Annotated in this window: 19 protein-coding genes and 5 tRNA genes; 9 read left to right on the top strand and 15 right to left on the bottom strand. The window is 59.2% G+C overall.

Translation table 11 applies throughout. The annotated features are described in order from the left end of the window. Window positions 1-98 precede the first annotated feature (98 nt). Window positions 99-1,430, top strand: coding sequence for an IS4 family transposase (locus tag ACYZUD_RS00865; protein ID WP_462020303.1), 1,332 nt, complete (start codon window positions 99-101; stop codon window positions 1,428-1,430). 38 nt (window positions 1,431-1,468) lie between these two features. Here ACYZUD_RS00865 and ACYZUD_RS00860 read toward each other — a convergent pair whose 3' ends face one another. The 10 genes from ACYZUD_RS00860 to gltX all read right to left on the bottom strand — a co-directional run bounded on the left by ACYZUD_RS00860 (window position 1,469) and on the right by gltX (window position 7,415). Continuing rightward, entirely contained in the window at window positions 1,469-1,915 is a 447-nt protein-coding gene (locus ACYZUD_RS00860) for an Hsp20 family protein (protein WP_462022172.1), read from the bottom strand. Between the two features lie 120 nt (window positions 1,916-2,035). Further along, window positions 2,036-2,995, bottom strand: coding sequence for a tRNA dihydrouridine synthase (locus ACYZUD_RS00855; RefSeq protein WP_462022170.1), 960 nt, complete (start codon window positions 2,993-2,995; stop codon window positions 2,036-2,038). Window positions 2,996-3,161: 166 nt separating this feature from the next. Then, window positions 3,162-3,599, bottom strand: coding sequence for an acyl-CoA thioesterase (locus ACYZUD_RS00850; protein WP_462022169.1), 438 nt, complete (start codon window positions 3,597-3,599; stop codon window positions 3,162-3,164). A gap of 48 nt (window positions 3,600-3,647) precedes the next feature. Continuing rightward, window positions 3,648-4,481 (bottom strand): alpha/beta fold hydrolase, encoded by an 834-nt coding sequence (locus ACYZUD_RS00845; protein ID WP_462022168.1) that lies wholly within the window; start codon window positions 4,479-4,481, stop codon window positions 3,648-3,650. A 31-nt stretch (window positions 4,482-4,512) separates the two neighbouring features. Further along, on the bottom strand, window positions 4,513-5,052 hold the full coding sequence (locus tag ACYZUD_RS00840) for a TetR/AcrR family transcriptional regulator (RefSeq protein WP_462022167.1): 540 nt from the start codon (window positions 5,050-5,052) through the stop codon (window positions 4,513-4,515). A gap of 184 nt (window positions 5,053-5,236) precedes the next feature. Next, window positions 5,237-5,312: transfer RNA gene (locus tag ACYZUD_RS00835), tRNA-Glu, on the bottom strand. An 80-nt stretch (window positions 5,313-5,392) separates the two neighbouring features. Beyond that, window positions 5,393-5,468: transfer RNA gene (locus ACYZUD_RS00830), tRNA-Ala, on the bottom strand. Between the two features lie 53 nt (window positions 5,469-5,521). Then, window positions 5,522-5,597: transfer RNA gene (locus ACYZUD_RS00825), tRNA-Glu, on the bottom strand. Between the two features lie 79 nt (window positions 5,598-5,676). Beyond that, a tRNA-Ala gene (locus tag ACYZUD_RS00820) sits at window positions 5,677-5,752 on the bottom strand. Window positions 5,753-5,933: 181 nt separating this feature from the next. Then, window positions 5,934-7,415 carry a glutamate--tRNA ligase gene (gene gltX / locus ACYZUD_RS00815; protein ID WP_008037650.1) on the bottom strand — a complete coding sequence of 494 codons (1,482 nt, stop codon included), beginning with the start codon at window positions 7,413-7,415 and terminating at the stop codon, window positions 5,934-5,936. 220 nt (window positions 7,416-7,635) lie between these two features. Between gltX and ACYZUD_RS00810 the strand changes: the two genes are divergently transcribed. Beyond that, complete coding sequence (locus ACYZUD_RS00810; RefSeq protein ID WP_462022166.1) at window positions 7,636-8,685, top strand: HlyD family secretion protein; 1,050 nt, start codon at window positions 7,636-7,638, stop codon at window positions 8,683-8,685. Continuing rightward, window positions 8,675-10,225, top strand: coding sequence for an MDR family MFS transporter (locus tag ACYZUD_RS00805; protein ID WP_462022165.1), 1,551 nt, complete (start codon window positions 8,675-8,677; stop codon window positions 10,223-10,225). The genes ACYZUD_RS00810 and ACYZUD_RS00805 overlap by 11 nt, the downstream gene beginning before the upstream one ends. A 105-nt stretch (window positions 10,226-10,330) precedes the next feature. Here the strand turns inward: ACYZUD_RS00805 and uvrB are convergent, their stop codons facing one another. Further along, window positions 10,331-12,346: an excinuclease ABC subunit UvrB gene (uvrB, locus tag ACYZUD_RS00800; protein ID WP_462022164.1), complete on the bottom strand. Its 2,016-nt coding sequence runs from the start codon at window positions 12,344-12,346 to the stop codon at window positions 10,331-10,333. Between the two features lie 337 nt (window positions 12,347-12,683). On the opposite strand from uvrB, the gene ACYZUD_RS00795 reads away from it, so the two are divergent. Together ACYZUD_RS00795 and ACYZUD_RS00790 are read left to right on the top strand one after the other, a co-directional pair. Then, window positions 12,684-13,880, top strand: coding sequence for an amino acid aminotransferase (locus ACYZUD_RS00795; RefSeq protein ID WP_462022163.1), 1,197 nt, complete (start codon window positions 12,684-12,686; stop codon window positions 13,878-13,880). A gap of 234 nt (window positions 13,881-14,114) precedes the next feature. Further along, window positions 14,115-14,315: a hypothetical protein gene (locus tag ACYZUD_RS00790; RefSeq protein ID WP_008151298.1), complete on the top strand. Its 201-nt coding sequence runs from the start codon at window positions 14,115-14,117 to the stop codon at window positions 14,313-14,315. On the opposite strand, the gene ACYZUD_RS00785 is transcribed toward ACYZUD_RS00790, so the two are convergent. Beyond that, window positions 14,312-14,542 carry a hypothetical protein gene (locus tag ACYZUD_RS00785; RefSeq protein WP_462022162.1) on the bottom strand — a complete coding sequence of 77 codons (231 nt, stop codon included), beginning with the start codon at window positions 14,540-14,542 and terminating at the stop codon, window positions 14,312-14,314. The two genes, ACYZUD_RS00790 and ACYZUD_RS00785, sit on opposite strands and share 4 nt — an antisense overlap. 227 nt (window positions 14,543-14,769) lie before the next feature. Here ACYZUD_RS00785 and ACYZUD_RS00780 point away from each other — a divergent pair. Then, a tRNA-Asn gene (locus ACYZUD_RS00780) sits at window positions 14,770-14,845 on the top strand. A gap of 178 nt (window positions 14,846-15,023) precedes the next feature. On the opposite strand, the gene ACYZUD_RS00775 is transcribed toward ACYZUD_RS00780, so the two are convergent. After that, on the bottom strand, window positions 15,024-16,541 hold the full coding sequence (locus ACYZUD_RS00775; RefSeq protein WP_462022161.1) for a nucleobase:cation symporter-2 family protein: 1,518 nt from the start codon (window positions 16,539-16,541) through the stop codon (window positions 15,024-15,026). A 257-nt stretch (window positions 16,542-16,798) separates the two neighbouring features. Between ACYZUD_RS00775 and ACYZUD_RS00770 the strand changes: the two genes are divergently transcribed. Both ACYZUD_RS00770 and ACYZUD_RS00765 read left to right on the top strand, forming a co-directional pair. Beyond that, entirely contained in the window at window positions 16,799-17,080 is a 282-nt protein-coding gene (locus ACYZUD_RS00770) for a BrnT family toxin (RefSeq protein WP_462022160.1), read from the top strand. A 3-nt stretch (window positions 17,081-17,083) separates the two neighbouring features. Continuing rightward, a complete protein-coding gene (locus ACYZUD_RS00765) occupies window positions 17,084-17,413 on the top strand; it encodes a BrnA antitoxin family protein (RefSeq protein WP_462022159.1) in 330 nt (109 codons plus the stop codon). 106 nt (window positions 17,414-17,519) lie between these two features. On the opposite strand, the gene ACYZUD_RS00760 is transcribed toward ACYZUD_RS00765, so the two are convergent. Next, window positions 17,520-18,347 (bottom strand): arylamine N-acetyltransferase family protein, encoded by an 828-nt coding sequence (locus ACYZUD_RS00760; RefSeq protein WP_462022158.1) that lies wholly within the window; start codon window positions 18,345-18,347, stop codon window positions 17,520-17,522. 112 nt (window positions 18,348-18,459) lie between these two features. Next, the gene (locus tag ACYZUD_RS00755) at window positions 18,460-19,254 is read right to left on the bottom strand and encodes an exodeoxyribonuclease III (RefSeq protein WP_462022157.1); all 795 of its coding nucleotides are present in this window, start codon (window positions 19,252-19,254) and stop codon (window positions 18,460-18,462) included. Window positions 19,255-19,383: 129 nt separating this feature from the next. Between ACYZUD_RS00755 and ACYZUD_RS00750 the strand changes: the two genes are divergently transcribed. Further along, the gene (locus ACYZUD_RS00750; protein ID WP_462022156.1) at window positions 19,384-19,971 is read left to right on the top strand and encodes a GNAT family N-acetyltransferase; all 588 of its coding nucleotides are present in this window, start codon (window positions 19,384-19,386) and stop codon (window positions 19,969-19,971) included. Window positions 19,972-20,063 lie beyond the last annotated feature (92 nt).

The raw sequence follows: 20,063 nt of genomic DNA, 5'->3' as shown, positions 1-20,063 counted from the left end.
GCGCCAATGGCGCTAATGCCGATCAGCTAAGCCCTCCCGCTTGACCTTTGGCCGCAAGAAATCAAAATCCGATGCCTGTACTGGCATCGGATTTTTTTATGCGTCTCGCTCGGGCACTGGAACTGACCCACAACATCGCGTCCACCCCCAACTCCATTGAGGGATTGGATTCCTTACTCGACCCTTCTTTGGTTGAGCAAGCCCTTGAACAGGCAGGCGTCGCGACCCTGCGCAAGCGGCGCCTGCCGTTGGAAATGATGCTCTGGTGCGTGATTTCCATGGCGTTTTTTCGGCGCATGTCAGCCTGGGATGTGGTCAGCCGCATGAACATCATGCTGCCGGGCCAACGTCCGTTGGTGGCACCCAGCGCCGTAGTCCAAGCCCGTCAGCGATTGGGCAGCGAAGCTGTACGACAGGTCTTCGATCTGACTCAGAAAAGTTGGCATGAGGCGGCCGGTCATCCGACTTGGGCCGGTTTGCGCTTGCTGGGCGTCGACGGCGTCGTCTGGCGAACGCCCGATACACCGGAAAACCGGGCGCGCTACGACTCCGCCAGCAACCAGCATGGCGACACTGGTTTTCCTCAGGTGCGCATGGTCTGCCAAATGGAGTTGACCAGCCATTTGCTGATCGGCTGTGCGTTTGACGGCTATCGCAGCAACGAAATGAAACTGGCGGAACAACTGATCGAAACCACGCCCGATCACTCGTTGACGCTGTTCGACCGCGGCTTTTATTCCCTGGGTTTGCTGCACCAGTGGCAGCAAGCAGGCACCGAGCGCCATTGGCTGATGCCACTGCGTAAAGGTGCGCAGTACGAAGTTATTCAGCGTTTGGGGCGTCAGGATGCGGTGGTCTCGTTAAGCACTTCGCCGCAGGCCCGCAAGCAATGGCCGGGGCTACCGGAGCGCCTGAGCGCGCGACTGCTGAGTAAAACCGTCAAGGGCAAGGTGTGTCAGATCCTGACGTCGATGGCCGACCCGCTGCGCTTCCCGTCCGACGAAATCGTCGATCTGTACAGCCAGCGCTGGGAGATCGAATTAGGGTTTCGGGAGATGAAACAGACGCTGCTCAACAGCAGTTATACGCTGCGCAGCAAAACGCCCGAGATGATCGAACAAGAGTTGTGGGGCGTGTTGTTGGGCTACAACTTGTTGCGCTATCAGATGGTGGAAATGAGCCGCCATTGTCCCGGTATTTACCCATGCGAAATGAGCTTTACCGCGTGCACCTGGGCGATCCTCGGTTTTATCAACAGCGTCTCGGCTGATCGCTCCGGGAACATCCCCAAATACCTGGCCGAGCTGCATGCTTCAGCCACGCATTACGTCCTGCCTCATCGACGGGAGGAGCGCGTTTACCCCCGGGCCATCAGGCTTAAATCCCCGAAATATCCGATCAAAAATAAAAATGCCAGTCAGCTTAACTGACTGGCATTAGCCAATGGCGCCCTTTTCATTGCTCTGACTTAGTGCTGCAGAGCTGGGTTTTGCGTCCCGTTGATCGGGATGCGTTTGGCTTTCGCCTCTTCCGGAACAACGCGCAGCAGGTCGATGCTCAACAGACCATTACGCAGGTCAGCGGCCTTGATTTCGATATGGTCCGCCAGACGGAAGGACAGTTTGAACGCGCGCTGGGCGATGCCTTGATGCAGGAAGGTCACGCCTTCAGTCGCGTCACGTTTGCCGCCACTGATGGTCAGCACACCCTTCTCGACTTGCAGGTCCAGGTCTTCTTCCTGGAAACCGGCCGCCGCCACGACGATGCGGTATTGGTCGTCACCGTGTTTTTCCACGTTGTAAGGTGGGTAGGTGCTGCCTGGCTCGTTGCGCAGGGCGGTTTCGAACAAGTCATTGAAGCGGTCGAAACCTACCGAGGAACGGAACAGTGGGGCCAGGGAAAATGCAGTACTCATGGTTCAAATCTCCTGAAAACAATCAGCAAGTTTTTTTGTCTCCGCGACCCGAATTCGGCATCGCGTAATCCTTAGATAAGGACCGCTGATTGCTTTTCAAGAGATTATTTGAAGATTTTTTCAGGCGGCTTCAGCCACCTGCAACCCCAACAAACGCGAGACCTGATCCAGTTCGGTTTCACGACGCAGGACGGTGAACAGCTCGACCGCTTCGGGATAATTGCGGGTCAGCATCGCCAGCCACTGCTTCAGGCGGCCCGGCGATTGGCGTGGCGTCATCTGCGCCTTGGCTTGCAGCCAGAAGTCCTGAATCAGCGGCAGCAGCTCGGCCCAGGTCATCTCGACCACTTCTTCACCGGCCCGTGCAGCAACGATTTGCCGGGCCAGGTCCGGACGCGAGACCAGGCCGCGACCGAGCATGATGTCTTCCACACCGCTGATTTCGCGGCAACGGCGCCAGTCCTCGACGCTCCAGATGTCGCCGTTGGCGAACACCGGCACCTTGACCACCTCTTGCACGCGAGGAATCCACTCCCAGTGGGCGGGCGGTTTGTAGCCGTCAGTTTTGGTCCGCGCATGCACCACGATATGTGCCGCGCCACCTTCAGCGAGCGCCGTGGCACAGACCAGCGCGCCGTCCGGGCTGTCGAAACCGAGACGCATCTTGGCGGTGACGGGGATGTGCGCGGGTACGGCGCGGCGAACGTGTTCGACGATTTCGTTGAGCAATTCAGGCTCTTTAAGCAACACCGCGCCGCCGCGAGACTTATTGACGGTCTTGGCCGGGCAGCCGAAGTTCAGGTCGATGACCTCGGAACCGAGTTCGCAGGCCAGCGCGGCGTTTTCCGCCAGGCACACCGGATCGGAACCGAGCAGTTGCACCCGTAGCGGCACGCCGGACGCGGTCCGGGCGCCGGTCAGCAGTTCCGGGCCGAATTTGTGGTAATACGCGGGTGTGAGCAATTGATCGTTGATCCGGATGAACTCGGTCACGCACCAATCGATACCGCCCACACGGGTCAGCACGTCCCGCAGGATGTTGTCGACCAACCCCTCCATGGGCGCCAAAGCAATTTGCATGAAAAACACACTCGACGAAAAACGTGCGGCAGTTTACTGGGTTTCACAATCGAAAAGGTAACCACCTGTAGGAGCTGCCGAAGGCTGCGATCTTTTGATCTTGCTCTTGGGCAGTAACAGCAAAGTCAAAAGATCGCAGCCTTCGGCAGCTCCTACGGGGATCGGGTCAGGTCGTTGGCTGCAACGCCGGGCCATAGCCCTCGATGAACTCCGCTGGCATGCGCTTGGGCTTGCCGGTGGACAGTTCGATGCAGACGAAGGTGGTTTGCGCACGCAACAACGTGGTGTTGTCGCGGGGACGCTTCAACTGGAAGTGACGAGTCATTTTCAGGCGCTGGTCCCAATCGACGATCCAGGTCGCCAATTGCAATTCATCGTCTTCATAGGCAGCTGCCAGGTAATCGATCTCGTGCCGCACCACCGCCATCGCCCGATCCAGCCGCCGATACTCGACCAGATCGAGGCCAAGCCGCTGCGAGTGGCGCCAGGCACAACGCTCAAGCCAGGTCACGTACACCGCGTTATTCGCGTGACCCAGCCCGTCGATGTCCTCGGCGCCTACTTGCAGATCGATGATAAACGGCGTTGCCCGATCCCAGCCCATGCCCCACTCCCGGTCAGATGATGTCGACCGGGGCAGTGTAACGGATGCTCAGGCCGATTGGCGCGATTGCAGACTGCGACCGGCCAGCAGTGATAGCACGCCATCAATTACCCGAGGGTCTGCCAGCACCCGCTGATGACCGCCCTTTTCCAGGCGCAGCAAACGGCTATCGAACCAGGCCTCCTGGATCAATTGGGACTCTTTGACCGGAACGAAGCAATCGTCTTCGGCATGGACGATCAAACCGGGCATGTCCAGTTGATAGTGCGCAACATCCAGCGCAGCGGCGCGCATGCCAACGTCTCTCTCGACCTGACGAATGAACGCCGAACGCGCTTTCGGCGGTAACCGCACGTAACGGGCGAAACCGCGCAATACCCCGAGAATCCGCGCCGGAGCGCCGATGGTCACCAGGGTTTCGGTGCGCAGGCCCAATTGAACGGCGAGCATGGCACTGGCGCCGCCCATGGAATGACCGATGACCGCTTGCAGCGGCGGCAACTCGGCAGCCGCTTCAAGCATGGCCCGAGCGAACAGCACGACGTTTGCCTCGTTGCCCGGTGAGCGTCCGTGAGCCGGCCCGTCCAGGGCGACCACGGTGTAACCGGCATCGACCAGCGCGTTGATGAGACTGGCAAACTGCGTCGGCCGGCCTTCCCAACCGTGCATCAGCAACACCGCCGGGCCTTGCCCCCAACGCAACGCCGAGAGACCGAAGCGCAAGGTGATCCGTTCGGATTTTGCCAGCAGCGGCAGCTCCCAATCACGCGGCGGAAGCTCTCGCGGCGTCATGAAAGCCAATCGCATTTTGCTCGCAACCAGTTTCGGTGCGAACCAGCCCAAGGTGCCATTAACGCCACGAACCCACTTTAACGTGCTCATCGCTCTCACTCCTCAGGCTAGCGCCTTTAGGTCACAGCACCGCAGACTTGGCGGCGCGCAGCAATCGATCGGACAACTCTCCTGGCCCCAGCGCCCGTGCCAGGGCCAGACCACCGACCATCAAGGCCATGTCGGCCAGGGCTTTGTCGGTGTCTTCCGGGCTGGCCGCCAACTGCGCGACCATCATTTCCACGTGCTCATTCAACGCCACACGAAACTCGTCCGGCAGACGACCCAACTCGCCGACAGACGCCGGGATCGGGCACGCTGACTCAGAGGAATCACGGTGTTTGCGTGACAGGTAAAACGCAGCCACCAACGCGCGACGTTCTTCACCGGTCAATTCGGCATCCATGTCGGCGATCAAGCCACGACGGTGACCGAGCAATTGCTTGAACGCTTCCAGCATCATTGCGTCCTTGCTTTCGAAGTGCGCATAGAAGCCGCCAACCGTCAGGCCGGCCGCGCCCATCACTTCGCCCACGCTCGGCTCGGCCGGGCCGCGCTGAATCAGCGCTGCGCTGGCAGCCTTAAGGATGCGTTCGCGGGTTTGAGCTTTTTTATCGTTCATCGTTGCCTCCGAATATTACGACTAGAATATTATTCTCATAATAATTTTCCGCAAGTCGTGAATGTGACCGCTGGTCTGAAGAACAGTTTGTAAGAAATGAGGGGGTTTGGCCAAACGCCAGACAAACAAAAGGGCCATTCAATAATTGAATGACCCTTATAAAATCCCGCAGAGCGGGTAATCGTGGCGTCCCCTAGGGGACTCGAACCCCTGTTACCGCCGTGAAAGGGCGGTGTCCTAGGCCACTAGACGAAGGGGACGCAAAACCTTCTATACAACTGATCAGTGCTGAGTGCTGATCGATTCAAGGCCGGTGTGGCCAGACCTTGAACTGTAAAATTGGTGGAGCTAAGCGGGATCGAACCGCTGACCTCCTGCATGCCATGCAGGCGCTCTCCCAGCTGAGCTATAGCCCCGGATTTTTCGCCTCGCGGCGGAGCGACATCTTGCAACATCGCTTCTGTAAAACTGGCGTCCCCTAGGGGACTCGAACCCCTGTTACCGCCGTGAAAGGGCGGTGTCCTAGGCCACTAGACGAAGGGGACGCAAACCCTTCTATACAACTGATCAACGCTGAGTGTTGATCGCTTCAAGACCGGTGTGGCCAGGCCTCGAAGTGTAAATTGGTGGAGCTAGACGGGATCGAACCGTCGACCTCTTGCATGCCATGCAAGCGCTCTCCCAGCTGAGCTATAGCCCCTCATCGCTGAGGACGGGGCAAATCTTAATGGCGCATCAGAAACGTGTCAAATTTATTTTTAACAATTTCCAAAGTTTTTTGCCGACATAACAATCACTTACCGCCCTCCCCCCGGAAAACGGGGGTGACGCCGAAGGCAAGATCAAAAGATCGCAGCCTTCGGCAACTCCTACAGTGGAAATCAGGCGATGTTGCCCAGGAGTTTTTCCCACTCCTTGTTTTCCTTTTTCGACACGCCACCCAGCAGGTCGATGGCCTGGCGCAGGCGGAAACGGGTCAGGTCCGGACCGAGGATTTCCATCGCGTCGAGCACCGACACCGAACTGGCCTGGCCGGTGATCGCGGCGAACATCAGCGGCATGGCGTCACGCAGCTTCAGCTCCAGGGATTCGACCACCGCTTGAATCGTTGCGGTGATGCTGTCCTTCTCCCACTGACGCAGGCTTTCCAGCTTCCACAAAATCAACTGCATCAACTGACGAACCTGATCGCCCGACAGCTTCTTCGATTCAAACAGCTTGGCATCCGGGTTCACGCCACCGGCGAAGAAGAAACCGGCCAGCGGTGCGACCTGGCTGAAGGTTTCCACCCGGCCTTGCACGTGCGGCGCGATCTTCATCATGTATTCAGGGTTCAGCGCCCAGGTCTGCAAGCGGCTGGCGAATTCTTCCACCGGCAGATCACGCAGCCATTGGCCGTTGAGCCACGACAGTTTCTCGATGTCGAAAATCGGCCCGCCGAGGGAGACGCGGCTCAGGTCGAAGTTGTCGACCATTTCCTGCAACGAGAACTTCTCGCGCTCGTCCGGCATCGACCAGCCCATGCGCCCGAGGTAGTTGAGCATCGCTTCCGGCATGAAGCCCATGCGCTCGTAGAACGTCACCGACGTCGGGTTCTTGCGCTTGGACAGCTTGCTCTTGTCCGGGTTACGCAGCAGCGGCATGTAGCACAGCTCCGGTTGTTCCCAGCCGAAGTACTCGTACAGAAGAATCAGTTTCGGTGCCGATGGCAGCCACTCTTCGCCGCGCAGGACGTGGGTGATGCCCATCAGGTGGTCATCGACGACGTTGGCCAGGAAGTACGTCGGCAGGCCGTCGGTCTTCATCAACACTTGCATGTCCATGCGATCCCACGGGATCTCGACGTCGCCACGCAGCATGTCCGGCACCACGCAAACGCCTTCGCTCGGCACCTTCATGCGGATCACGTGAGGCTCGCCAGCGGCCAGACGGCGCGCGACTTCTTCCTTGGACAGCAACAGCGCACGGCCGTCGTAACGCGGGGTTTCGCCACGGGCCATTTGCTCGGCGCGCATCTGGTCCAGTTCTTCGGCGGTGCAGAAGCACGGGAAGGCGTGGCCCATCTCGACCAGCTGCTGGCAATACTTCTGATAGATATCGCCGCGCTCGCTTTGACGGTAAGGACCGTGCGGGCCACCCACATCCGGGCCTTCGCTCCAGTCGATACCCAACCAGCGCAGGGCATCGAAAATCTGCTGTTCGGACTCGCGGGTCGAACGCAACTGGTCGGTGTCCTCGATCCGCAGGATGAACTCACCGCCATGCTGCTTGGCAAAGCAGTAGTTGAACAAAGCGATGTAAGCGGTACCTACGTGGGGATCCCCGGTAGGCGATGGCGCGATGCGAGTGCGGACGGTGGTCATGGCAAGTCTCGAAATGAAGATAAAACAAAGGGCGAATGGTAACAGGCGTTGCCCGCCCGGCTCCAGTGAGCAGGGCATTTAAGCCAAGTTTGCGTCTACAACACGCGTATGCGGCGGTGAATGCCCGATTATCAGCCGATGGCATTTACCCATCATTCGCTGTATGCCAGATTCGACCACTGATAACTTTCCTTACAATTTCTCGACTACAGTTTGCCCCATGCCTGCCCAACTCAAGCGTCGCCTGTTTATTTTCCTGTTGATCGTCCTGCTGGTTGCCGGGGGCTTTTTTGCCCAGTGGTTCTTCAAGGGACGGTTTTATGAAAGCACCGACAACGCTTATGTCCAGGGCGAGATCACCCGTGTGTCGAGTCAATTGGGCGCGCGCATCGATCAGGTGCTGGTGCAGGACAATCAGCACGTCGAGAAAGGCCAATTGCTGATCAAGCTCGAAGGTGATGATTTCCACCTCGCCGTCGACCGCGCCAATGCTGCCCTCGCCACGCGTCAGGCCGAACGCCTGCAAGCCCAGAGCAAACTGACCCGGCAAGCCAGCCTGATCGCCGCCAGCGAGGCGCAAGTCGCGTCCAGCCAGGCCAGCCTCGGTCGCTCGCAGATCGACTTGTCCCGCGCACAGACCCTGCGCAAACCCGGTTATGTTTCGGAAGAACGGGTCACCACCCTTTCCGCCGACAATCACATTGCCCGCTCGCAAGTGGCCAAGGCCCAGGCTGACGCCCAGAGCCAGCGCCAACAGGTCAACGCGCTCAGCGCCGAAATCAAACGCCTAGACGCGCAGATCGCCAACGCGAAAACCGATCTGGCCCAGGCCGAACTGAACCTGACCCGCAGCGAAATCCACGCGCCCATCAGCGGCCTGATCGGCCAGCGCGCCGCCCGCGAAGGCCAATACGTGCAGGCCGGCGCTTACCTGATGTCGATCGTGCCGGACCAGGACATCTGGATTCAGGCCAACTTCAAGGAAACCCAGATCGGCCACATGCAGCCCGGCCAGAAAGCCGAGCTGACCTTTGACGCCTACAGCGACACGCCGATTGACGCACGGGTCGACAGCCTGTTCGCCGCGTCGGGCGCACAGTTCAGTTTGTTGCCGCCAGACAATGCCACCGGCAACTTCACCAAAGTCGTACAACGGATTCCGGTAAAACTGACCTTCGCCGCGGACAATCCGCTGCACGGCAAGATTCGCCCGGGCATGTCGGTCACCGCCAAAGTGAATATCAAAGACGCCCCTGACGATGGCCGGTGATCAACTGATCCGCCCGGTCGGCGAACCGACCCGACGGGACTGGATCGCGGTGATGAGTGTGATGCTCGGCGCCTTCATGGCGGTGCTCGATATCCAGATAACCAACTCGTCGCTCAAGGACATTCAGGGCGCGCTGTCGGCCACCCTGGAAGAAGGCTCGTGGATTTCCACTTCGTACCTGGTGGCGGAAATCATCATGATTCCGCTGACCGCGTGGCTGGTGCAGTTGCTCTCGGCACGCCGACTGGCGGTGTGGGTTTCGCTCGGGTTTCTTGCCGCGTCCCTGCTCTGCTCGATGGCGTGGAGCCTGGAGAGCATGATCGTTTTTCGCGCGCTTCAGGGTTTCACCGGCGGCGCGCTGATTCCGCTGGCGTTCACCCTCACCCTGATCAAACTCCCCGAACACCACCGCGCCAAAGGCATGGCCATGTTCGCCATGACCGCGACGTTCGCGCCCTCCATCGGTCCGACCCTCGGCGGCTGGCTGACCGAGAACTGGGGTTGGGAATACATCTTCTACATCAACGTGCCGCCGGGCCTGATCATGATCGCCGGCCTGATGTATGGCCTGGAGAAGAAAGAAGCGCACTGGGAACTGCTGAAAAGCACCGACTACCTGGGCATTCTCACGCTGGGCGTCGGCCTCGGTTGCCTGCAAGTGTTTCTGGAGGAAGGCCACCGCAAGGACTGGCTGGAATCGAGCCTGATCGTGACGTTGGGCAGCATCGCGCTGGTGAGCCTGATCACCTTCGTCATCGTGCAGGTTTCCAAGCCCAATCCACTGATCAACCTCGGCATCCTGCGCAATCGCAACTTTGGCTTGTCGAGCATTTCCAGTGTCGGAATGGGTGTCGGATTGTACGGCTCGATCTACCTGTTGCCGCTGTACCTGGCGCAGGTCCAGAACTACAACGCCTTGCAGATCGGCGAAGTGATCATGTGGATGGGCGTGCCGCAGCTGTTCCTGATCCCGCTGGTGCCAAAGCTGATGAAATACGTCTCGCCGAAATGGCTGTGCACGCTGGGTTTCGGGCTGTTCGGCCTGGCGAGTTTTTCATCGGGGGTGCTTAACCCGGATTTTGCCGGGCCGCAGTTCAATCAGATCCAGATCATCCGCGCACTGGGCCAGCCGTTGATCATGGTGACCATCTCGTTGATCGCCACGGCGTACATCCTGCCGCAGGACGCGGGGTCGGCGTCGAGCCTGTTCAACATTCTGCGTAACCTCGGCGGCGCGATCGGCATCGCCCTCCTCGCCACGTTGCTGGATGCGCGGACCAAGACCTACTTTGATTATTTACGCGAGGCGATTGTGCCGAGCAACCCGCAGGTGGCCGAGCGGATGGCGTCTTTGACGGATCGGTTTGGCAGTGAGATGGCGGCATTGGGCAAGCTCAGCGAGATTGCCCATCAGCAGGCGTCGATCATGGCTTACAACGATGCGTTTCACTTTGTCGGGATTGCACTGGGGATCAGCATGCTGGCGGTGTTGTTGACCAAGGCGTTGCCGGCGGGGTTGAAGGCTGGGGAAGCCCATTAAAACCGAGGTGCCCCAATCGCGAGCAGGCTCGCTCCCACAGGGATCACACTGAACCTTGTGGGAGCGAGCCTGCTCGCGATGAGGCCATAGTTTTCACCGCCAATCTCAAACAGCGATCAACCGTTCCCGCAGCTTGCCAATCTCGTCGCGCATCTGCGCGGCCGATTCGAATTCCAGGTCGCGGGCGAGCTGATACATCTTCTCTTCCAAGGCTTTAATGCGCTTGGCGATTTCGCCCGGCGAGCGCAGTTCGGCTTCGTACTTGGCGTTTTCCTCGGCGGCCTTGGCCATGCCTTTGCGCTTCTTGCTGCGCGAACCCGGCACGGTGGCGCCTTCCATGATGTCGGCGACGTCCTTGAACACGCCCTTCGGCGTGATGCCGTTGGCGAGGTTGAAGGCGATCTGCTTGTCGCGTCGACGCTCGGTTTCGCCGATCGCCCGCTCCATGGAACCGGTGATGCGATCCGCATACAGAATCGCCCGACCATTGAGGTTACGCGCCGCCCGACCGATGGTCTGGATCAGCGAACGCTCGGAACGCAGGAAGCCTTCCTTGTCCGCATCAAGGATCGCCACCAGCGACACTTCCGGCATGTCCAGGCCTTCACGCAGCAGGTTGATCCCCACCAGCACATCAAATGTACCGAGGCGCAGATCGCGAATGATTTCGACCCGTTCCACGGTGTCGATGTCCGAGTGCAGGTAACGCACCCGCACGCCGTGGTCGGCCAGGTAATCGGTCAAGTCTTCGGACATGCGCTTGGTCAGCGTGGTGACCAGCACCCGCTCTTCGAGCGCCACACGCTTGGAGATTTCCGAGAGCAGATCGTCGACCTGGGTCAGCGCCGGGCGGATTTCGATTTGCGGGTCCACCAGGCCAGTCGGACGCACCAGTTGCTCGACCACGCGACCGGCGTGTTCCGCCTCGTAGTTGCCCGGCGTGGCCGAGACAAAAATCGTCTGCGGGCTGATGTTTTCAAACTCGTCGAAGCGCATCGGCCGGTTATCCAGCGCGGAGGGCAGGCGGAAGCCGTACTCGACCAGCGTCTCTTTACGCGACCGGTCGCCCTTATACATCGCGCCGACCTGCGGGACGCTGACGTGGGATTCGTCGATCACCAGCAAGGCGTCGGCCGGCAGGTAGTCAAACAGGGTGGGCGGCGCCTCGCCGGATGCTCGGCCCGACAGGTAGCGCGAGTAGTTTTCGATGCCGTTGCAATATCCCAGTTCGAGAATCATCTCCAGATCAAAGCGCGTGCGCTGCTCGAGCCGTTGCGCTTCCACCAGTTTGTTGTTGGAGCGCAGGTATTCCAGGCGCTCCTGAAGCTCGACCTTGATCCCTTCGATGGCGCCCAGCAGGGTTTCCCGTGGCGTCACGTAGTGGCTTTTCGGATAGAACGTGAACCGCGGCAACTGGCGGGTGACTTCGCCGGTCAGCGGATCGAAGGCGGAAATCTTTTCGACTTCATCATCGAAGAGCTCAATGCGGATCGCTTCAAAATCGGATTCTGCCGGGTGGATATCAATGACATCGCCGCGCACCCGGAACGTCGCACGGGCGAAATCCATATCGTTGCGGGTGTATTGCAGGTCGGCGAGACGGCGCAGCAACGCGCGCTGATCGAGCTTGTCACCGCGATCCACGTGCAAAACCATCTTCAAATAGGTTTCCGGACTGCCCAGACCGTAGATGCACGACACCGTGGTGACGATGATCGCGTCCTTGCGCTCCAGCAATGCCTTGGTCGCGGAGAGTCGCATCTGCTCGATGTGGTCGTTGATCGAGGCGTCCTTCTCGATGAAGGTGTCCGAGGACGGTACGTAGGCTTCGGGCTGGTAGTAGTCGTAGTAGGAAACGAAGTATTCGACCGCGTTATTCGGGAAGAACGCCTTGAATTCGCCGTACAGCTGCGCGGCGAGAGTCTTGTTCGGCGCCAGCACCAGGGTCGGACGCTGCACCTGGGCAATGACGTTGGCGATGCTGAAAGTCTTCCCCGAGCCGGTCACACCGAGCAACGTCTGGTGCGCCAGCCCGGCTTCGATGCCTTCGACCATCAGGCGGATGGCTTCCGGCTGGTCGCCGGCGGGCTCGAAGCGGGTGACTAGCTGGAATTCAGACATAAAAAACCTCTGGATTCGCGTCTGCCGGGCAATCCGGGCAGGAACGAGAAAGACCGCAAACGACCGACGTCGCCCGAGGAAAAAACTGGATTGTGCTCAATGTGGAGCCGATTGCCCGCTCTTTCAAGGCAAACGTCCTACATCCGTTGAAGTCTTTGACGTAATCAATCGACTAACGGTCGAAAAATAATCGGGCAAACCTACGTTAAAAGCTGAATTGCCTGTCGCCTTAAATTGGTGATGGCCTCTATACTAGCTCCCCGTTTGTGCACCGCTCTAGTGCATTCGGCTGGAGCGCGACACGTCCCTCCACTCTCCATTCAGAGCCGCCGCAAAAATGAGCCTGTTCTCCGCTGTCGAAATGGCACCACGCGATCCAATCCTGGGCCTCAACGAAGCATTCAACGCCGATACCCGTACCAACAAGGTCAACCTGGGGGTCGGTGTTTATTGCAACGAGGAGGGGCGAATTCCACTCCTGCGCGCCGTTGTCGAAGCCGAGACGATTCGCGTCGCTCAACACGCTTCCCGTGGCTACTTGCCAATCGACGGCATTGCTGCCTACGACCAGGCCGTGCAAAAACTGCTGTTTGGCAATGACTCGCCACTGATCGCTTCCGGCCGCGTCCTCACCACCCAGGCCGTTGGCGGCACTGGCGCCCTGAAAATCGGTGCCGATTTCCTCAAGCAACTGCTGCCGAACGCCATCGTGGCGATCAGCGACCCGAGCTGGGAAAACCACCGCGCGCTGTTCGAAACCGCTGGCTTCCCGGTGCATAACTACCGTTACTACGACGCCGCGACCCACGACGTTAACCGTGCCGGCCTGCTGGAAGACCTGAACGCCCTGCCGTCCGGCTCAATCGTTGTGCTGCACGCTTGCTGCCACAACCCGACCGGTGTGGACCTGAGCCCGGCGGACTGGAAAAACGTCCTGGACGTGGTGAAAGCCAAGGGCCACGTGCCGTTCCTCGACATGGCCTACCAGGGCTTTGGCGATGGCATCGACGAAGACGCCGCTGCCGTGCGCCTGTTCGCTGAATCGGGCCTGACCTTCTTTGTCTCCAGCTCGTTCTCCAAATCCTTTTCGTTGTACGGCGAGCGCGTTGGCGCCCTGTCGATCGTCAGCGAATCGAAAGAAGAAAGCGCCCGCGTGCTGTCGCAAGTCAAACGCGTGATCCGCACCAACTACTCCAACCCGCCGACCCACGGTGCAAGCATCGTCGCCGCCGTGCTGAACAGCCCGGAACTGCGCGCGAAGTGGGAAGAAGAACTGGCCGAAATGCGCCTGCGGATTCGCGGCATGCGCACCCAGATGGTCGACCTGCTGGCGAAAAACGCTCCACAGCGTGATTTCAGCTTCGTCGGTCGTCAGCGTGGCATGTTCTCCTACTCCGGCCTGACGGTTGATCAAGTCACCCGCCTGCGCAGCGAGTTCGGCATCTACGCCCTGGACACCGGCCGCATCTGCGTTGCCGCGCTGAACCAGAGCAACATCGACGTCGTGACCAAGGCCATCGTTGCGGTGATCTGAGTCGCGTGGTGATACGAAAACGGGAAGCCTTGGGGCTTCCCGTTTTTTGTTTGCCTCAGATAATTCTCAAAGCGGTGGCTCCGCCCTCTAAACTCCACACAAAATCAAATGTGGGAGCGAGCCTGCTCGCGAAAGCGGTCTATCTGTCACATTGAGGCTGAATGTGCCGCCGCTTTCGCGAGCAGGCTCGCTCCCACAGGTTTTGTGTACACCCGATTTCTTACGAGAACCCACATGAAAAACGATGACCTACGCGCCGACCGCGATGAGCTGGACCATTTCGTGCCACGCACTCCGGCCAAACGCGGGAACAACCTGGTGATGCAAGTGGCTGCCGGCGTCTTTCTCGGCGGCCTGGCCTTGTGGCTGGTGCAACTGGCCGCCACGATGCTGTACGCCAAACTGATGCTCGCCACCGTTACGTTCGGCGGTTAGGCCAGTTCGGTTGCACGCTGGCTGGCGGCGGCGTCATAGGCGACATAAAGCGATTCAGCGACCTGGCTCTTGATGGCCTTGGTGCTTTCCAGGCCCAGGACAAAACCTTCGGCCTTGCCGCCAGCGCGGTTCAATTCGTCAGCGGTGCTGGCCTGAGTGATTGCGTCGAACAGTTTTTCGGCGTGCGGGCCGACACCTTTGGGCAGGCTGATCTGAGCGATGCTCATGCGATCACCCCGTTGTTATGAGATGTGGTGGCTGGATGATTCATGACGCGTACCTTTTCGGCGAATGGCCGGCAGCGCGTGTAACCACTTCCGGGCGGCCATGGTAGACCTCTGAGACGATTCTGGTAACCGCCAATGACCGATAAACCACCGTCTGTCCCCATGAATACCTCAAGCCACTAACAGATGCTTGACTTCTCTTTTTGAATCAGTAACATACACGGCATTCCGCGATAGCTCAGTTGGTAGAGCAAGTGACTGTTAATCACTGGGTCCCTGGTTCGAGTCCAGGTCGTGGAGCCAGACAGCAATATCAAAAAGCCCCTGAATCGAAAGGTTCAGGGGCTTTTTTGTGGCCAAAGGATCGCAGCCTCGTTTCACTCGACAGCTCCTACAGGGGAACGCAATTCTCTGTAGGAGCTGTCGAGTGAAACGAGGCTGCGATCTTTTGAGCTAGCAGTCTTTCAAGCGAATACAACTGTCAGACATGCTCACTGCTTTTGGCGTGAGCCGCTCGATGCTCGCTCGACTCATGGCCCGCCTCCACCACCGGAATCTCGTTTCCGTCGCAGTCACGCAGTTTGCCTTCGCTGAAATAGTCCCCTTCCCGCAACGCTGCCAGATCCTGATAACGCAGAACCCGTTCAGTACCGGCCGCAAAAACCGACTGTTGATCCGAGTTACCGGCAGTGAGGTGGTTGAACGTCAGGTTCAGCACGATGGCCATGATCGCCGAGGAGCTGATGCCCGAGTGGAAGATCGTCGCAAACCAGCTTGGGAAGTGGTCGTAGAAGTTCGGTGCGGCGATGGGGATCATGCCGAAGCCGATGGAAGTAGCGACGATGATCAGGTTGACGTTATTGCGGTAGTCGACCTTGGACAGCGTACGTATGCCGCTGGCGGCTACGGTGCCGAACAGCACGATACCGGCGCCGCCGAGCACCGAGGTCGGTACGGCGGCGATGACCCGGCCCATGAACGGCAGCAAACCGAGGATCACCAGGAACAACCCGCCGGTGGCCACCACAAAGCGGCTCTTGATGCCGGTCACTGCCACCAGCCCGACGTTCTGGGCGAACGCGCTTTGAGTAAAGGAACCGAAAATCGGCGCGACCATGCTCGACAGCATGTCGGCACGCAGGCCGTTGCCCAGGCGTTTGGAGTCAACTTTGGTGCCGATGATTTCACCGACCGCGAGGATGTCGGCCGAGGTTTCCACCAGAGTCACCATCACCACGATGCACATCGACAGAATCGCGGCGAAATGGAAGGTCGGCATGCCGAAGTGGAACGGCGTCGGGAAGCCGAACATCGGTCCTTGAGTAACAGACGAGAAGTCCGCCATACCAAGGAATACCGCGATGACCGTGCCGATCACCATCGCCAGCAGGATCGACAACCGGGAGATCGTCGCGCTGCCGATCTTGCTCAGCAACAGAACCAGCACCAGCGTCACCGCCGCCAGACCGATGTTCGCCATGCTGCCGAAGTCCGGTGCATGGCTGTTACCGCCCATGGCCCAGCGTGCAGCCACCGGCATCAGCGTCAGGCCAATGGTGGTGATCACGATGCCCGTGACCAGCGGCGGGAAAAACTTGGTGATTCGAGAGAACACCGGGGTAATGAGCAACCCGATCAACGACGCGGCAATCACCGCCCCGAGAATCGACTGGAACCCGCCCTCCCCGCCGCTGCTGACAATCGCCACCATGGTCGCGACGCCAGAGAACGACACGCCCTGCACCAGTGGCAACTGACAACCGAAAAACGGTAAACCCAGCGTTTGCAGTAATGTCGCCAGGCCCCCTGCAAACAATGAAGCAGCAATCAACAAACCGATGTCCGCCGGCGAGAGCCCGGCCGCCTGGCCGATGATCAAGGGCACCGCGACGATACCACCGTACATGGTCAGAACGTGTTGCAGGCCGTAAGCCATATTCGCGCCGACTCCGAGGTTTTCGTCCTCAGGCCGTTGGTGTGAAACATGGGGCGTTTTCATGGTTGGGGGGTTCCCTGGTTTTTGTTATGCGCACTGTATGCAAGACTAATGACAAATGTCTATATAGTTGTATACAACTTATCAGTCACATTATGGACACATGGCCACTCGCCCCTTTGTCCACGGCCACCTCCCTTTCAAGAAAAACTCTTGAAATACATCCCTCCTCAGCCCGTCCCCTTCACCGGCCAGCCTTTTGAATTCCTGGCGACCACCGGTATGGACGCCCTCTTTTTTATACATATAAAGTATGCATAATGAAGCCATTCGAAATTCAGTATCACAAGGCAAAAAACGCTGCTAACAAATTAAAGCACCAAGGTGTGAGCCTCGCAGAGACAGAAGCTGTGTTCTACGACGAACGAGCCCTGACATTTCAGGACGATTATCATGATGAGCAGCGGTGGATCATCATGGGGCTGGATGCCAAAGGGCGCTTGCTGGTTGTTGCGTACACCTATCGCGATCCGAATTTCGTTCGAATTATTTCCGCGCGCATCGCCACCCGAAACGAGCGTCGCCAGTACATGGAGGATTGACCGATGAAAGACGAATACGACTTCAGCAATGCCAAGCGTGGAGCGGTTGCCCCCAGCAAAGGCAAGACCCGCATCACCATCATGCTCGATGATGCCGTCATAGAGGCTGCTCGTGCTCGGGCCGAGAGTGAAGGGTTTGGTTACCAGACCGTGATCAACAACACGTTGCGACAGGTCTTGCTCAGCAATAAAGGCAAAACCGGAGAGTCCGCCGCGAATGCCGGTCATCTCAAAAAAGGAATATCGGCCTCCGAGCTGAAAAGCCTGGAGAAAAAATTGTCAGAAGCCCTTAATGAAATTCATCGCGTGATGGAACCCGAAGCCCGGCCCTAGACAAAAACGCAAGCCGCTTGCGCGATGCCGAACGGCTGAGTATCGAGCAAATGAAAGGGCCAGACTCATCGAACCTGCCCCTTCTTCGTGGTGCACTATTTGCGCCCTACGCGGGCTCGATCACCCGCTCAAGCACTCGCTTCAACGCCTCATGCACCGGCACCCGTATCCCGAACTCGCTCTCCAGCAACTCGCTCAACTCATCCACATCCACCACCTGCCGTCGCTCGCTCTCACTGCCGACGCGATGAATCGCAAAACTGCCGTTGTTGAGGGTGCGGCGCCATCCTTCCCCCGTTCGCGCCACCATCAGTTGCTTGGTGAAAGACGATTCGGGGTGGGTCGAGACGTACCAGTTGCCGACGGCGTAATCGATGTCTTCCTGGCGTTGCAGGTCGAAGATGTACATCGCCCGCCATTCGCCGGCGACGTTGGCGCGCAGGGTGTAGCCATCTTCGTGCTGCTCGATGCGATAGGGTTCGTGAAACGTGAATTGTTCGGCCGGACTGTCGAGCATCAGCGGTGCAGTGGGGACCATGCCACCGAAGCCGACGTCGGTGATGTAGCGCACGCCGTCCAGGGTCACCAGGCTCAAGCGGTGCGTTCGGGCGGTCCAGGTGCCTTCAGGTTGGCCCATGACCACCCGGCCGGAGATGCCGCGAGCATCGAAGCCCAGCTCCTGGAGCAAGATCAGGAACAGGTAGTTGAGTTCGTAGCAGTAACCGCCGCGACCGTCGTGCAGAACCTTTCGCTCGATCGACGGCAGGTCAATGAGTACCGGCTCGCCCGACAACGTGGTGAGGTTTTCAAACGGGAAAACGCCTGTGTGACGCAGTTGAAGCTGGCGCAGGGTTTCCAGGGTCGGCGCCGGAGGCGCGTCGAAGCCCAGACGTTGCAAGTACAACGCAGGGGTCGTCAGGCGTGGCTCGCTCATCGTTCAGTCCTTGTGCACGGGGCCGCGGATCACTCCGCCGATGGGCGCCATGTATAAGCCAAAAGCGACCCGGAACGACAATTGATTTAGCCAATTGCCGTACACCTGGAAATCAACGCCGCTTGCGCGCGCCCAGCCGAATCCACGTCGGCGCATGGTCGCTGGCATGGGGCTCGTTGCGAACCCAGGCATCGACACCGGCCTCATGCAGATAAGGACTCAAGGCAGGGTTCAGCAGCAGATGATCGATGCGCAGCCCCGAGTTTTTCTGCCAGTGCTGTCGGAAATAATCCCAGAAGGTGTAGAGCCGATCCTCGGGATACAGATGACGCAGGGAATCGGTCCAGCCCTGGTCCAGCAGGCGCTGATAACACTCGCGGCTTTGCGGTTGCAGCAATGCATCCTTGAGCCAGGAACGCGGGTTGTAGATGTCCAGGTCGGTCGGCACCACGTTGTAGTCACCGGCCAGCACCACTGGGTGTTCGCTGCTCTGGAGGTCCTTGGCGTAATCGATCAGCCGTTCGAACCACGCCAGTTTGTAATCGAACTTCGGCCCCGGCTGCGGGTTGCCATTGGGCAGGTACAGACAGCCCACCAACACGCCGTGCACGGCAGCCTCCAGATAGCGGCTATGGGTATCGCTGTCATCGCCCGGCAGACCTCGGCGACTCTCCAGCGGTTGCGCATCCCGCGCCAGAATCGCCACCCCGTTCCACGACGACTGTCCCTGCCAGATCGCGCCGTAGCCGGCAGCTTCAAGTTCCGCGACGGGGAATGCACTGTCCACCGACTTGAGTTCTTGCAAGCAGGCAATGTCCGGTTTCTCTCGCTCCAGCCAGGCCAGCACGTTGGGCAGTCGGGCGCGCATGCCGTTGACGTTGAACGTCGCGATTCGCAAATTCTTCATGGGCCGGCGCTCCTGATGCCGAGGTGTCTAGTGTGTGACCTCTGCACCTTTCGGTGGTTGCGTCGGCAGTCTCATGTACGGCGTAATAAGCGTCCAACGCCCGCCTGATCTGCCGAGCACATCAACGTCATGGAAACAACACTGGAAGGCAGCAGAATCACCCTGCGCCCGCTGCAATACGCCGATGCCGACGCCTTGGTACACGCTGCCGAGGACGGTGAGCTGTGGAACCTGACGGTCACCGTCGTGCCCTCTCCCACCACCGTCGACAGCTACCTGAAGAAAGCCCTCGACGGCCGTGATGCTGGCACCGTCCTACCCTTCGTCATTGTGCTCAAGGACACCGGCGAGGTCATCGGTTCGACGCGCTTCTGGAAAATCGACCGGCTCAACCGCAAGCTCGAAATCGGCAGCAGCTGGATCTCCACGCGCAGGCAGAAAACCTTCGTCAACACCGAAGCCAAATACCTGATGCTGCGCTATGCCTTCGACGTGCTGGACTGCGTGCGGGTGCAATTCACCACCGACGAAAACAACCAAAAGTCGCGCAACGCGATCCTCAGGCTCGGCGCGCAGCAGGAAGGCATCGTGCGCCACGAACGCATCATGCCGGACGGGCGCAAGCGCAACTCGGTGCGGTTCAGCATCATTGATGAGGAATGGCCGCAGGTGCGGGAGAAGCTGGAGAAGAAACTGGCGGAATACAGCCCTCGCTGACGCCTCGAACCACTGCGGGAGCTCGCCTGCTCGCGATGGCATCCGTCCAGTCAGCTCATTCGAAACAGGACTATCGCATCGCGAGCAGGCTC

Source organism: Pseudomonas sp. XS1P51, assembly GCF_054897845.1.
This window is presented reverse-complemented; position numbering and strand designations above follow the sequence as displayed.